This is a genomic window from Pseudomonas sp. UW4 (assembly GCF_000316175.1).
GTDB lineage: Bacteria > Pseudomonadota > Gammaproteobacteria > Pseudomonadales > Pseudomonadaceae > Aquipseudomonas > Aquipseudomonas laurylsulfatiphila.
The window spans coordinates 5088631-5103010 of the sequence record NC_019670.1 but is presented as its reverse complement, the minus strand read 5'-3'; the positions used below and the strand labels follow the sequence as shown (position 1 = coordinate 5103010).

At 59.6% G+C, this 14380-nt stretch carries 13 protein-coding genes; 6 read left to right on the top strand and 7 right to left on the bottom strand.

Features of this window, described 5'->3' with window-relative positions; translation table 11 throughout:
• The first annotated feature begins 110 nt into the window (after positions 1–110).
• The 4 genes from PPUTUW4_RS22550 to PPUTUW4_RS22535 all read left to right on the top strand — a co-directional run bounded on the left by PPUTUW4_RS22550 (position 111) and on the right by PPUTUW4_RS22535 (position 2660).
• Positions 111–734, top strand: coding sequence for a response regulator (locus tag PPUTUW4_RS22550; protein ID WP_015096715.1), 624 nt, complete (start codon positions 111–113; stop codon positions 732–734).
• A 110-nt stretch (positions 735–844) separates the two neighbouring features.
• Positions 845–1315 (top strand): nuclear transport factor 2 family protein, encoded by a 471-nt coding sequence (locus PPUTUW4_RS22545; protein WP_015096714.1) that lies wholly within the window; start codon positions 845–847, stop codon positions 1313–1315.
• Positions 1316–1355: 40 nt separating this feature from the next.
• Entirely contained in the window at positions 1356–1640 is a 285-nt protein-coding gene (locus PPUTUW4_RS22540; protein ID WP_015096713.1) for a GIY-YIG nuclease family protein, read from the top strand.
• Between the two features lie 84 nt (positions 1641–1724).
• Positions 1725–2660: a glutathione S-transferase family protein gene (locus tag PPUTUW4_RS22535; protein WP_015096712.1), complete on the top strand. Its 936-nt coding sequence runs from the start codon at positions 1725–1727 to the stop codon at positions 2658–2660.
• A 107-nt stretch (positions 2661–2767) separates the two neighbouring features.
• Here PPUTUW4_RS22535 and PPUTUW4_RS22530 read toward each other — a convergent pair whose 3' ends face one another.
• A complete protein-coding gene (locus PPUTUW4_RS22530) occupies positions 2768–3118 on the bottom strand; it encodes a glutaredoxin family protein (protein ID WP_015096711.1) in 351 nt (116 codons plus the stop codon).
• On the bottom strand, positions 3118–4122 hold the full coding sequence (yejK, locus tag PPUTUW4_RS22525; protein ID WP_008018580.1) for a nucleoid-associated protein YejK: 1005 nt from the start codon (positions 4120–4122) through the stop codon (positions 3118–3120). The genes PPUTUW4_RS22530 and yejK overlap by 1 nt, the downstream gene beginning before the upstream one ends.
• Positions 4123–4518: 396 nt before the next feature.
• Here yejK and PPUTUW4_RS22520 point away from each other — a divergent pair, with 396 nt between their 5' ends.
• On the top strand, positions 4519–4800 hold the full coding sequence (locus PPUTUW4_RS22520; RefSeq protein WP_007905514.1) for an HU family DNA-binding protein: 282 nt from the start codon (positions 4519–4521) through the stop codon (positions 4798–4800).
• A 127-nt stretch (positions 4801–4927) separates the two neighbouring features.
• Complete coding sequence (locus PPUTUW4_RS22515) at positions 4928–5950, top strand: IS110 family transposase (protein ID WP_015093890.1); 1023 nt, start codon at positions 4928–4930, stop codon at positions 5948–5950.
• Positions 5951–6226: 276 nt separating this feature from the next.
• Here PPUTUW4_RS22515 and rlmF read toward each other — a convergent pair whose 3' ends face one another.
• From rlmF to ccsA, 5 genes are all read right to left on the bottom strand, one after another.
• Entirely contained in the window at positions 6227–7255 is a 1029-nt protein-coding gene (gene rlmF / locus PPUTUW4_RS22510; RefSeq protein WP_015096710.1) for a 23S rRNA (adenine(1618)-N(6))-methyltransferase RlmF, read from the bottom strand.
• Positions 7256–7519: 264 nt separating this feature from the next.
• On the bottom strand, positions 7520–10366 hold the full coding sequence (locus PPUTUW4_RS22505; RefSeq protein WP_015096709.1) for a valine--tRNA ligase: 2847 nt from the start codon (positions 10364–10366) through the stop codon (positions 7520–7522).
• A gap of 239 nt (positions 10367–10605) precedes the next feature.
• Positions 10606–11922 carry an MFS transporter gene (locus PPUTUW4_RS22500; RefSeq protein ID WP_015096708.1) on the bottom strand — a complete coding sequence of 439 codons (1317 nt, stop codon included), beginning with the start codon at positions 11920–11922 and terminating at the stop codon, positions 10606–10608.
• Between the two features lie 261 nt (positions 11923–12183).
• Complete coding sequence (locus tag PPUTUW4_RS22495; RefSeq protein WP_015096707.1) at positions 12184–13416, bottom strand: transporter associated domain-containing protein; 1233 nt, start codon at positions 13414–13416, stop codon at positions 12184–12186.
• A 12-nt stretch (positions 13417–13428) separates the two neighbouring features.
• Entirely contained in the window at positions 13429–14241 is an 813-nt protein-coding gene (ccsA, locus tag PPUTUW4_RS22490; protein WP_015096706.1) for a cytochrome c biogenesis protein CcsA, read from the bottom strand.
• Between the last annotated feature and the right edge of the window lie 139 nt (positions 14242–14380).

Genomic DNA, 14380 nt, shown 5'->3' with positions numbered 1-14380 from the left:
ATTGAATACATTGGGGCCGCAGCGTCAGAGGTTTTTTCGAAGCGTTGTGAACGGTGCAGGAACGGCGCTACTTTCCGCGCTTTTGCGCCACCCGCAGGAGGTTTCCCACAATGCGAGTCATTATTGCTGACGACCATTCAGTCGTTCGTGTCGGGCTGCGCATACTCGTCAACGCCAGTCGACGATGCGTGATCGTCGGCGAGGCCGACGGTGTCGACAACTTGATGAATCTGCTTTCAAGTACCTCCTGCGAACTGCTGATCACCGACTTCTCCATGCCGGGAGGGCAGCAGGCCGATGGCTTGAAAATGTTGAGTACGATTCAGCGCCATTACCCGACCTTGCCGATCATTCTGGTGACGATGTTTACCAGTGTGGTGACGGCGAGGGCTGCACTGGCGCAAGGGGTGATGGCCATCGTTGCCAAAACCGCATCGGCGACGGAGTTGCCCCTGGCAATCAATGCGGTGCAGGAAGGGCGCCATTACCTCAGCAAGTCCCTGCGCACGCTGTTGGCCAACACCCGCGATCAGTTTCACGAATCATCCTTGTCAGCCAAGGAGTACGAAGTGGTCCGAATGCTTGCCAGTGGCATGACCGTCAGCGAAATCGCCGTTCACTTCAATCGCAGCGTGTCGACCATCAGTAAACAAAAGAAAATGGCCATGCACCGGTTAGGTGTTTGCACGGATGTTGATCTTTTTTCCTACGCCCGGGACAGCGGAATGATGTGAATAGTCATCGCGTTATTTTCGTCGTGAATGCCGATAGTGTTCGATGCATTTGCAGACTATCGTGCAGGCACTCTTTCGAAGTCACTATGCAAACCCAGGGGAACCCGCAGATGAGTGAAGCCCATAGCGCCTTGATCACCCGTTTCTACCAGGCTTTCCAGCGCCTGGATGCCGAAGCCATGGCTGCCTGCTACACCGATGATGTGGTGTTCAGTGATCCGGCGTTCGGTGAGCTTCGCGGTCGCGATGCCGGTGACATGTGGCGCATGCTGACGACTCGAGCCAAGGATTTTTCCCTGACCTTCGATCATGTTCACGCCGACGGGCGCACCGGTGGCGCCCATTGGGTGGCGACCTACCTGTTCAGCCAGACCGGCAACACCGTGGTCAACGACATCCAGGCGCGCTTCGTCTTTCGTGACGGCAGGATTTGCGAGCATCACGACAGCTTTGATCTCTGGACCTGGTCACGACAGGCATTGGGTTTCAAAGGTCTGCTGCTGGGCTGGACGCCACTGGTGCGCAACGCCGTTCGCGCCCAGGCATTGAAGGGGCTGAAGGCATTTCAGGCCGGTCGCTGATAAGATCGCGGCTCGTCTCCTTTCAAGCCTTGATCGTGCCGTGACCACCCCAAGCGAGTCTCCCGTCAGCAAGCCCTGGTTCGTCTACCTCGTTCGCGCGGCCAATGGTTCGCTGTATTGCGGGGTCAGCGATGATCCCGTGCGCCGCTTCGCCAAGCATCAAAGTGGCAAGGGGGCACGGTTCTTTCTGTCCAGTCCGGCCATGGCGCTGGTCTACACCGAACTTTGTCGCGACAAAAGCGAAGCGCTGCGCCAGGAACGGCTGATCAAGAAACTGCGCAAAAGCGCCAAGGAATGTCTGGTCGCGTCTTATCAATCTGGCTGATCGGCTCCCATCAGGCACATCTGTAGGCTGCCAACCGATTGCGCGCTAAGCTGCGGATTCCTAATTTGTGCGGCGGAGCCGAGCATGTCCGAGTTGATTCTGCATCATTACCCGACGTCCCTCTTTGCCGAGAAGGCCCGCCTGCTGCTGGGCTTCAAGGGCTTGTCATGGCGCTCGGTGAAGATCTCGCCAGTGATGCCCAAACCGGACCTTACGGCATTGACCGGTGGCTACCGCAAGACACCGGTGCTGCAAGTCGGTGCAGATATTTATTGCGATACGGCATTGATTGCCCGGCGACTGGAGCAGGAAAAAGCCTTGCCGGCGTTCTTTCCGCAAGGTCAGGAAATGATCACCGCGTCGTTTGCAGCCTGGGCTGACTCTGTTGTGTTCCAGCACGCGGTCAGCCTGGTGTTCCAGCCGGAATCGATAGCGGTGCGTTTTGGCAATTTATCGCCGGAAGCGATCAAGGCGTTTCTGGCCGACCGTGCCGGTTTGTTCAGTGGTGGTAGCGCGACAAAATTGTCTACCGAGCAGGCCAAGCATCAGTGGCCAACGATCATGTCGCGGCTGGAGCTGCAGTTGCAGCGTGAAGAGGGTGATTTCCTGTTCGGTGAGCCGTCGATTGCCGACTTTGCCCTGGCCCATTGCCTCTGGTTCCTCAAGGCCACACCGGTGACGGCTCCGCTGGTCGAGGCTTACCCGGCAGTCAATGCGTGGCACTCTCGGGTATTGGGCTTTGGTCATGGCGCCTCCAGCGAGATGACGTCCGAAGAGGCGCTGGAGGTGGCGCGCAGGTCCACGCCAGCGGCATTGCCGGATGAGCAGTTCGTCGATCCCAACGGATTCACGGCGGGTCAGCAGGTGGTCATCGCGGCCACGGACTATGGCGTTGATCCGGTCTTGGGAGAGCTGCTGTTTGCCGGCAGCGAAGAGTTGATTGTGCGGCGCAAGGACGAACGTGGCGGCGTGGTGCATGTGCACTTCCCGCGGTTTGGTTTCCGTATCGAAGCCATCTGACCTTTGTAGGAGCGAGCTTGCTCGCGAAGATCGTGAACGATAACGCGTAAAGCCGGATGCCCAGCGGCGCCCATGGTTTTTTCGCGAGCAAGCTCGCTCCTACAGGGTTACTTCAACGCCGCCAGAATCGCATCCGGGTCATACCCGCGAATCAGGGTTCCGTTCACATCGATGATCGGAATTCCGCCACCACCCAAGGCCTCATAGTCCTTGCGCGCGACGGCATCCTTCTCGATATCGAATTCCTTGTACGGAATGCCTTTCTGATCGAGAAACCGCCGGGTCAGTTTGCAGTAACCACACCATTCGGTGGCGTAGAGCACGACGTTGGCCTTTGTCTGCGTCTGCTCTGACACCACTTGCGAAGGGTTGAAGACCCGCTCGATCTTGCCCCAGTTCTGGTAAGCCACAACCACCAGCAGGATCAGCAGGAACTTTTTCAGGACGCCGCCGAGCATCAGTTGCGACGCTTCAGCTGATCGGTGAGCGAAGTGGGCAGGCCCTTGATGATCAACGTGCCGGCTTCTTCGTCGTACTCGATCTTCGAACCCAGCAGGTGTGCTTCGAAACTGATCGACAAGCCTTCGGCGCGGCCGGTGAATCGACGGAACTGGTTCAGGGTGCGTTTATCGGCCGGGATTTCCGGCGACAGGCCGTAGTCCTTGTTGCGAATGTGGTCGTAGAAGGCCTTAGGGCGTTCCTCGTCGATCAGCCCCGACAATTCCTCCAGGCCCATCGGCTCACCGAGCTTGGCCTGGCTGCTGGCGTAATCCACCAGGGTCTTGGTCTTCTCGCGGGCGTCGTCTTCCGGCAGGTCTTCGCTTTCAACGAAATCACTGAAGGCCTTGAGCAGGGTGCGGGTTTCACCCGGACCGTCGACGCCTTCCTGACAGCCAATGAAGTCGCGGAAATACTCCGAAACCTTTTTGCCGTTCTTGCCTTTGATGAACGAAATGTACTGCTTGGATTGTTTATTGTTCTGCCACTCGGAAACGTTGATCCGCGCCGCCAGGTGCAATTGGCCCAGGTCCAGGTGACGGGACGGGGTCACGTCCAGTTCATCGGTCACGGCCACGCCTTCGCTGTGGTGCAGCAGGGCGATGGCCAGGTAGTCGGTCATGCCTTGCTGATAGTGTGCGAACAGCACATGTCCGCCGACGGACAGGTTCGATTCTTCCATCAGTTTTTGCAGGTGCTCGACCGCCACGCGGCTGAACGCCGTAAAATCCTGGCCGCCCTCGAGGTACTCCTTCAGCCAGCCGCTGAACGGAAATGCACCGGATTCCGGATGGAACAAGCCCCAGGCTTTGCCCTGTTTGGCGTTATAGCTTTCGTTGAGGTCGGCGAGCATGTTCTCGATGGCCGCGGACTCAGCCAGTTCGGAGTCGCGGGCATGGAGAACTGCAGGTGTGCCGTCGGGTTTTTTGTCGATCAGGTGGACGATGCAATGACGGATCGGCATGGGCTTCTCGGCTGAATGAGGAGAGGAGGGCGTGCTCCCCCGAAAAAGCGCTCAGTGTACCGCAACCACTGGTTTTGGCGCGGTGCGAAGGGCAATTGGCAGGCGACCGACGGTTCTTATGCGTTTTTTTCCTGTTTTAGCGCAATAAAGCTGACCAAATGGGTAGCTAGAGGCGGATATTTCCACGTCTGTGTGCTAGCTTTGCCCGGTCTTGCGCGAAGTCACTGCGTTAAGCGTGCAGTCAGCATTTGTCAGGTCGAACCAAACCCTGATTTCGGTATCTATAACCCCGATCCCGAGGTTATTTGGCCGAGGGTGCCAGATCCAGAAGATCGGGCTCGATGGCTGACATTGCACTCTGCAATCCATATGAATTTGATAGGGAAGGAACACTAAATGGCTCTTACTAAAGACCAACTGATCGCCGACATCGCTGAAGCTATCGACGCGCCGAAAACCACCGCGCGTAACGCTCTGGACCAACTGGGCCAAATCGTTGCCGATCAGCTGGAAAACGGCGGCGAAATCACGCTGCCAGGTATCGGCAAACTGAAAGTGACTGAGCGTCCTGCCCGTACCGGCCGTAACCCTTCGACTGGCGCTGCCATCGAAATCGCTGCCAAGAAAGTGATCAAGCTGGTTGTGGCCAAAGGCCTGACCGACGCTGTTAACAAGTAAGACTTGTTAAGAAAAACCGTGCGCCGGAGCGATCCGGGCACGGTTTAATGAGATGGTCAGCCTGACCGAGAAGCCCTGCAGGTTTACGCTTGCAGGGCTTTTCTCGTTTTCGGCCGGAGGATCTCTCATGAACACGATGACGCTTCTCGGTATCGACATCGGCAAACACAGTTTCCACTTGCATGGCCAGGACTCTAAAGGCCACCAGGTCTTGCGCAAAAAAACCAACCGCGGCCAATTGCTCAGTACATTGGCCCAGCTACCGGCCTGCACGGTGGTGATGGAGTCGTGCGGCGGCGCCCACTGGCTGGCTCGACAGATCGGTGCGTTGGGCCACGAGGTGAAGCTGATCGCCCCGCAGTACGTCAAACCATTCGTCAAAGGCAACAAAAACGACTTCATTGATGCCGAAGCGATTTGCGAGGCGGCGAGCCGCCCCGCCATGCGCTTCTGCTCGATCAAAACCGCAGAGCAGCAAACGCTTTCAGCCCTGCATCGGGTCCGTGAATCATTGATTGGCCATCGCACAGTGGCGACCAACCAGATTCATGGCTTTCTGCTGGAGTTCGGGATCAGCCTGCCTATTGGAGTCACTGCGTTGCACCGCGTGCCAGCGCTGCTGGACGATCCACAACACCCCGTTCCAGTACGCCTGAAGGGTGTGGTGATGCGTCTTCATCGTCAAATTCAACAGCTCAATGATGAAATCAAGGACATCGAGTCCGACCTGAAACAGCAGTTGAAAGAAGATGATGCCGGGAGTCGTCTGCAGAGTATTCCAGGTATTGGTCCCATCACCGCCAGCGCGGTATTGGCCGATGTGGGCGATGCGTCGAACTATCGAAGTGGTCGTGATTTTGCCGCTTCACTAGGGCTGGTGCCGAAACAGTACTCAACGGGTGGCAAGACGGTGCTGCAGGGGATCAGCAAACGTGGCGACAAGCACATACGCCAACTGCTGGTGCAGGGCGCGCGGGCCCTCATGCAGCATATCGATAAGCGGGAAGATGCCCTTGGGCCTTGGGTTCGAGAACTGCTAACGCGTCGACACGCCAATGTTGTCGCCTGCGCGCTGGCGAACAAACTGGCGCGAATCGTGTGGGCGGTACTGGCCAAAGGCGGCCAGTACGCCCCACATCCGAACGTTTGAACCTACAGCTTTACCACCGGCTTTTGCGACGTCACTGACTGATGACAGTAAACGGCATATGGCCCGACTGAGAACCTGGCACAAAAATCAGCTTTAGAGGCTGACGGTTTTTTCAGGACAGTCGGGAGCGGCTACTCATCGAGGGCCGAGCGTTGTTACAGCAACGCTCACAACGAGCCCGAATACATTAGCGCAAGCCAGCTTTACCGAAAACAGCCAAAGAGGTTGCAGGAGACGGGCTGACCATACATTTTTATGGGCGCGATAAAGCGCTCGCTACGCTTGAGCGTTGCTCCATCGTGCCTGACGCCAGGCCTGTTGCTGCGCTTTGGTCTGGAAGGTCCAGGCGACGAAGCGGCTCTGCTTCTGCCCTTGGGACATTTCCACTACCTGGCTTTCCAGGGCGCCGGCCTTTTTCAGGGCGGTCTGGATCGCCGGCAGGTTGGATGCCTTTGACACCAATGTACTGAACCACAGCACCTGTTGAGCGACCTGCACGCTTTCGCTGACCAGTTGGGTCACGAAGCGTACTTCTCCGCCTTCGCACCACAACTCGGCCGACTGGCCGCCAAAGTTCAACACCGGCAGCTTGCGTTTCGGATCGGCTTTGCCCAGGGCGCGCCATTTTCGCGTGCTGCCCCGCGTAGCCTCGTCCAGCGAGGCGTGGAATGGCGGGTTGCACATGGTCAGGTCGAAGCGCTCTGCGCTCTCCAACAGGCCTGTGAGGATCTGCTTGGGGTTGCTCTGCTGGCGTACCTGGATCGCTTTGTTCAGGCCATTGGATTGAACGATGGCCTTCGCCGCGGCGATGGCGGTCGCATCGATATCGGAACCGAGGAACTGCCAGCGATAGTCGCTGTAACCGATCAGCGGATACACGCAGTTGGCGCCCATGCCGATGTCCAGCACCTTCACGGCGGCGCCACGGGGGATCACGCCGTCATTGCCACTGGCCAGCAGGTCGGCGAGGAAGTGCACGTAATCGGCACGGCCTGGCACCGGCGGGCACAGGTAGTCGGCGGGAATGTCCCAGTGAGCGATGCCATAGAACGACTTGAGCAGCGCCCGGTTGAACACCCGCACGGCCTCCGGGCTGGCGAAGTCGATGCTTTCCTTGCCGTACGGATTGATGATCACGAATTTTTTCAGTTCCGGCGTGCTTTTGATCAGCGCCGGAAAGTCGTAGCGACCCTGATGGCGATTGCGCGGGTGCAGGCTGGCCTTCTCCTTCGGAGCGACGGCCGTGGCCGGGGTCTTCGGGGCAGGCTTTTTGCGCGCAGGCTTGGGGGAGCGGGGGGCGGTCATGGCGGTGGTCGATTCGGGTATGGCTGAAAGTGGCGGGCATTGTCCCACATCCGGCCAATGTGAACCCAACTGTAGCAATCAGCACATAACCCTGTGGGAGCGAGCTTGCTCGCGATGGCGGTGTGTCAGACAACACATATGTTGGATGTGATGGCCTCATCGCGGGCAAGCCCGCTCCCACAGGGATCTTCTTTGGTTAGTCGGGAAGTGGCAGGCAAAAAAAGGGAGGCCACTTGAGCCTCCCTTTTTCATTGCGATCCGCCGTTACAGGCTGGCAATCCGCGCATGCTGCTCGGCCAACTTGCCCAGGGCCTGTTCAGCCTCGGCCAGTTTGGCGCGTTCTTTCTCGATGACTTCGGCTGGCGCCTTGTCGACGAAGCCGGCGTTGGACAGCTTGCCGCCGACACGTTGCACTTCACCTTGCAGACGCTGGATTTCCTTGTCCAGACGCGCCAGCTCCGCACCTTTGTCGATCAGGCCGGCCATTGGCACCAGCACTTCCATCTCGCCGACCAGTGCGGTGGCGGACAGTGGTGCTTCTTCGCCGGCAGTCAGCACGGTGATCGATTCGAGGCGCGCCAGCTTCTTCAGCAGGGCTTCGTTTTCGGCCAGGCGACGCTGATCCTCGGCGCTGACGTTCTTCAGGAACAGCGGCAGCGGTTTGCCCGGGCCGATGTTCATTTCGCCACGGATGTTACGGGTGCCGAGCATCAGGCCCTTGAGCCATTCGATGTCGTCTTCGGCCGCCTGATCGATGCGGGTTTCGTTGGCCACTGGCCAAGGTTGCAGCATGATCGTCTTGCCTTCGATGCCGGCCAGCGGCGCGATGCGCTGCCAGATTTCTTCGGTGATGAACGGCATGAACGGGTGCGCCAGGCGCAGGGCGACTTCCAGTACGCGCACCAGAGTGCGACGGGTGCCGCGCTGGCGTTCAACCGGAGCGTTTTCGTCCCACAGCACAGGCTTGGACAGTTCCAGGTACCAGTCGCAGTACTGGTTCCAGATGAACTCGTACAGCGCTTGTGCCGCCAGGTCGAAACGGAATTGGTCGAGTTGGCGGGTCACTTCGGCTTCGGTGCGTTGCAGCTGCGAAATGATCCAGCGGTCAGCCAGGGACAGCTCATAGGCTTCGCCGTTCTGGCCGCAGTCTTCGCCCTTGTCCAGCACGTAACGTGCGGCGTTCCAGATCTTGTTGCAGAAGTTGCGATAGCCCTCGACGCGGCCCATGTCGAACTTGATGTCGCGACCGGTGGACGCCAGCGAGCAGAAGGTGAAGCGCAGGGCGTCGGTGCCGTAGCTGGCGATGCCTTCGGCGAACTCGTCGCGGGTCTGCTTCTCGATCTTCTTCGCCAGTTTCGGCTGCATCATGCCGGAGGTGCGCTTCTGCACCAGGGCTTCGAGCTCGATACCGTCGATGATGTCCAGCGGGTCCAGGACGTTGCCCTTCGACTTGGACATCTTCTGCCCCTGGCCGTCACGCACCAGGCCGTGAACGTAAACGGTCTTGAACGGAACCTGTGGCGTGCCGTCTTCGTTTTTCACCAGATGCATGGTGAGCATGATCATCCGGGCAACCCAGAAGAAAATGATGTCGAAGCCAGTCACCAGGACGTCGGTGGAGTGGAATTTCTTCAGGAATTCGGTTTTTTCCGGCCAGCCGAGGGTGGAGAAGGTCCACAGGCCCGAGCTGAACCAGGTGTCGAGAACGTCGTTGTCCTGTTGCAGCGCAATGTCCGGGCCGAGGTTGTGCTTTGCACGCACTTCGGCTTCGTCGCGACCGACGTAGACCTTGCCCGACTCGTCGTACCAGGCCGGAATGCGGTGGCCCCACCAGAGTTGACGGCTGATGCACCAGTCCTGGATGTCGCGCATCCACGAGAAATACATGTTTTCGTACTGTTTCGGCACGAACTGGATGCGGCCGTCTTCAACGGCGGCGATCGCAGGTTCGGCCAAAGGCTTGGTGGACACGTACCACTGGTCGGTCAGCCACGGTTCGATGACGGTGCCGGAACGGTCGCCTTTCGGCACTTTCAGGGCGTGATCGTCAACGCTGACCAACAGGCCGGCAGCGTCGAACGCAGCCACGATCTGCTTGCGTGCTTCGAAGCGGTCGAGACCGGCGTATTCGGCCGGGATCTTGCCGTCGATGGTTTCGTTCAGCGTGCCGTCGAGGTTGAACACCTGGCAAGCCGGCAGGACCGCTGCGTTCTTGTCGAAGATGTTCAGCAACGGCAGGTTGTGACGCTTGCCGACTTCGTAGTCGTTGAAGTCGTGGGCCGGGGTGATTTTCACGCAGCCGGTGCCGAATTCAGGGTCGCAGTAATCGTCGGCGATGATCGGGATGCGGCGGCCAACCAGTGGCAGCTCGACAAATTTACCGATCAGGGCTTTGTAGCGTTCGTCGTTCGGGTTCACCGCGACGGCGGAGTCGCCGAGCATGGTTTCCGGGCGAGTGGTCGCGACGATCAGGAAATCGTTGCCTTCAGCCGTCTTGGCGCCATCGGCCAGCGGGTACTTCAGGTTCCACAGGAAACCTTTCTCGTCGTGGTTTTCCACTTCGAGGTCGGAAATCGCCGTGTGCAGCTTGGTGTCCCAGTTGACCAGGCGTTTGCCGCGGTAGATCAGGCCGTCTTCGTGCAGGCGTACGAAAGCTTCTTTAACAGCTTCCGAGAGGCCGTCGTCCATGGTGAAGCGCTCGCGGCTCCAGTCGACGGACGAACCGAGGCGACGGATCTGGCGGCTGATGTTGCCACCGGACTCATCCTTCCATTCCCAGACTTTCTCGAGGAATTTTTCGCGGCCCAGGTCGTGGCGGCTCTGGCCCTTGGCTTCGAGCTGACGCTCGACCAGCATCTGTGTGGCGATACCGGCGTGGTCGGTGCCCGGCTGCCACAGGGTGTTGCGACCCTGCATGCGGCGGAAACGGATCAGGGCGTCCATGATCGCGTTGTTGAAGCCGTGACCCATGTGCAGGCTGCCGGTGACGTTCGGCGGCGGGATCATGATGGTGTAGGACTCGCCCGCGCCTTGCGGGGCGAAGTAATTCTCTGACTCCCAGGTGTTGTACCAGGAAGTTTCAATGGCGTGCGGCTGGTAGGTCTTATCCATGCGCGGCGGGACCCTATTGGCATTTATTCAGGAAAAGCCGGGAAGTATAGCGGGGATGAGCCGATGCGCGTAGAGCGAGGTGACAATGGGCTTGGGAAAAGTTGTGGTTTATCGAGGGGCGTTTTGTCTGCAATGACGCCATCGCGGGCAAGCCACGCTCCCACAGGATCAGTGTCGATCACAAAATAGTGGTTCGACAAAAGACCTGTGGGAGCGGGCTTGCCCGCTAAAGCGATCTGTCAGGCGACCTGATTCAAATCGTTATGCCGCGTTTCCTTCAGGCACAGCACCGCAATCAAACTCAGCACCGCCGCCCCGGATACATAACCGCCGACATAGCTCAGTCCACCCATCGCCACCAGTTTCTGGGCGAAGAAGGGCGCCGCGGAGGCGCCCACGATACCGCCCAGGTTGTAGGCCGCCGAGGCACCGGTGTAGCGCACGTGGGTGGGGAACAGTTCCGGCAGCAGCGCGCCCATGGGCGCAAATGTCACGCCCATCAGAAACAGTTCGATGCACAGGAACAGCGCCACACTCCAGGTGGAACCTTGGGTCAGCAGCGGTTCCATGAGGAAGCCGGACAGGATCGCCAGCACGCCACCGACGATCAGTACCGGCTTGCGCCCGTACCGGTCGCTGGCCCAGGCCGACAGCGGGGTGGCGGCAGCCATGAACAGCACCGCGAAGCACAGCAGGCCGAGGAAGGTTTCGCGGCTGTAGCCGAGCGTTGCTACGCCGTAGCTCAGGGAAAACACCGTAGAGATGTAAAACAGCGCATAGCACACCACCATCGCGCCGGCGCCCAGCAAGACTGGCATCCAGTATTGGCCGAACAGCTCGAACAGCGGGATCTTCACCCGTTCCTGGCGCGCCATGGCGTTGGCGAATACCGGGGTCTCATGCAGCTTGAGGCGCACGTACAGGCCGACCATCACCAGTGCGGCGCTGAGCAGGAACGGAATACGCCAGCCCCATGAGCGGAACTGTTCATCGTCCAGCACCACGGCCAGGGTCAGGAACAGGCCGTTGGCCGCCAGGAAGCCAATGGATGGACCCAGTTGCGGGAACATGCCGAACCAGGCGCGCTTGCCTTTCGGCGCGTTCTCCGTGGCCAGCAATGCCGCGCCACCCCATTCACCGCCCAGCCCCAGGCCCTGGCCGAAGCGCAGGATGCACAGCAGGATCGGTGCCCAGGCGCCAATGCTGTCGTATCCCGGCAGCACGCCGATCAGCGTGGTGCACACGCCCATCAGCAGCAACGAGGCGACCAGGGTCGACTTGCGGCCGATACGGTCGCCAAAGTGGCCGAAAAGGGCCGAACCCAAGGGGCGGGCGAGGAAGGCGATGCCGAACGTGAGAAACGCTGACAGCATCTGGGCGGTGCCAGATGTCTGCGGAAAGAACACCGGGCCAATCACCAGCGCCGCGGCGGTGGCATAAACATAGAAATCGTAGAACTCGATGGCGGTACCGATGAAGCTTGCAGTGGCCACGCGGGTGGCGGAGTTCGTCGGTTGTGCAGGTGTGGAGTCGCTGTAAGTCGTGCTGGTCGTCATGCGGTGATCCCTGACAGTCATGTGCTCCAGTGGAGCGAATTATTATGGTCGAGAACCCTGGGATGTGGGTGGAGGCACGGTCGCTGTTCAAGGTAGGAACAGTCGTCGGTTCGTTGCGGGCTTTGCGGGTGGACAGGCCGGAAGCTGCGAGGTGCGGGGTAAGCACGGGGCCGGCGAGGCTTGGGTAAGCGCTTCGATTATAGGAAGGTGGCTAACTATCGAACAAGTGGCTTGAGTGGCCATGGGGATTTGTGTCGGGTTTTAGATAACCACAGGCATCGAGCTAGTCTGCCAGATCAGCACCCGCGTGACACGGTTGTCCTCGGTCTCGAGAATTTCCAGGCGATACCGGCCGATCTTCAGGCACACCGCACTATCGGGAATAGTCTCCAGGGCCTCGGTCACCAGGCCGTTCAGGGTTTTCGGGCCATCGCTGGGCAGGTGCCAGCCGAGGCTCTTGTTCAGTTCGCGGATGGACGCGGCTCCGTCGATCACCAGGCGTCCGTCTGCTTGCGGGTGAATGTGCGGGTTGTCCAGGCTGTGCTGGCTTTCGAACTCGCCGACGATTTCTTCGAGAATGTCTTCCAGGGTGACGATGCCCAGCACTTCGCCGTATTCATCGACCACCATGCCCAAGCGTCGCTGCTGTTTGTGGAAGTTGAGCAGTTGCAACTGCAGCGGGGTGCTTTCCGGCACGAAGTACGGCTCGTGGCTGGCCGCCAGCAAGGCTTCCCTGGTCAGGCTTGCGTCGGGCAACAAGTGCAGGATATGCCGGGTGTTGAGGACGGCTTCGACCTGGTTGATATCACTGTGAAACACCGGCAGGCGCGTACGCTTGTTGTGGCGCAATTGTTCGATGATTTCTTCGATGGAGTCATCGAGATTGATGCCGTCCACATCGCTGCGCGGTACCAGGATGTCATTGACGGTGATGTTGTCCAGTGCGTGGATGCCTGGCAGCGCGTGAGGGCGGCTTACGGTTTCGGAGGGCGCATGCCGTTCCGTCAGCGCTTCGTCCTCACTTTGTTGCACCACTTTGGCTTTACGGACAAATGGACGCGTCAGCAAGCGGCTGATGCTGGTGAGCAGCCATGCCGCGGGATAGATGATTTTCAGCGGCAACCGTAGCAGGTTGTTGCCCTGGGCCAGGATCGCATCCGGATAGCGAGCGGCGAGGGTGCGCGGCAAGTAGTCGGAAAACACCAGTAGCATGGCGCCCGCCCCGAGGCAGGCGACCCACGGGCCGTTTTCGGCCCAGGTGAAAATGGCCAGCAAGGTGCTGATGACCACCACGAGTGCACGGCACAGTGTGTTGCAAAAAATCAGGCTGGCCAAGGGGAAGCTGAGTTTCGCCACCGGTTTGTCGCTGGAACGCGTTGCGGTACGCTGGGCCAGCAAATGCTGGTGCGCCGCCTCGATGGCGGTAAACAGCCCCGACCATAAAACCAGCAGGGTCACTACCGCGAGCATCGGCCCTATGGGCAAGTCGTCCATTAATGCCGCCCGTCAGATATGCAGGATGTATTCACGAACCAGCTTGCTGCCGAAATACGCCAGCATCAGCAGGCAAAAGCCGGCCAGGGTCCAGCGAATGGCTTTGTGCCCGCGCCAGCCCAGGCGATTGCGCCCCCACAGCAGCACGCTGAACACGACCCAGGCCAGGCAGGCCAGCAGGGTCTTGTGCACCAGATGCTGGGCGAACAGGTTCTCGACGAACAGCCAGCCGGAAATCAGCGACAGCGACAACAGCGTCCAGCCGGCCCAGAGAAAACCGAACAGCAGGCTTTCCATGGTTTGCAGCGGCGGGAAGTTCTTGATCAGCCCGGAGGGGTGCTTGTGCTTGAGCTGGTGGTCCTGGACCAGCAGCAGCAAGGACTGGAACACCGCGATGGTGAACATGCCATAGGCCAGAATCGAAAGCAGGATGTGGGCGAGGATGCCCGGCTCCTCATCGATGACCTGTACCGTGCCGGCGGGGGCAAAGTGCGCCAGCATCACGGTCAGGGCCCCAAGCGGGAACAGCAGGACCAGCAGGTTCTCTACCGGAATCCGCGAGCAGGCCAGCAGGGTCAGTGCGATGACTGCTACGGCAATCAGGCTGGCGGCACTGAAGAAGTCCAGGGCCAGGCCGGTCGGGGTCAGCAGGTGGGTGAGCAGGCTGACGCTGTGGGCCAAGACGGCGAGCACGCCGAGCATGACCAGCAGGCGTTTGTTGACCTTGGCGCCGGACGCCAGGTGAGTGCCCTGGTAAATGGTCGCAGCGGCATACAAGCAGGCGGCGGCGAGGGTCGTTAGCAAGCTGGGTGACAAGGGGAGCATAAATCCTGTTAGGCAAGCCCGAAAGTCGCTGAGTTTGGCATAGAACCCCTGCCACACGAAAGACCGCGCAACCCGACGGCGAGGTGTCCGCCGGCCACAGTCTTCGCTATAATCCGCGACCTGCCCACGCCGCAGGCTC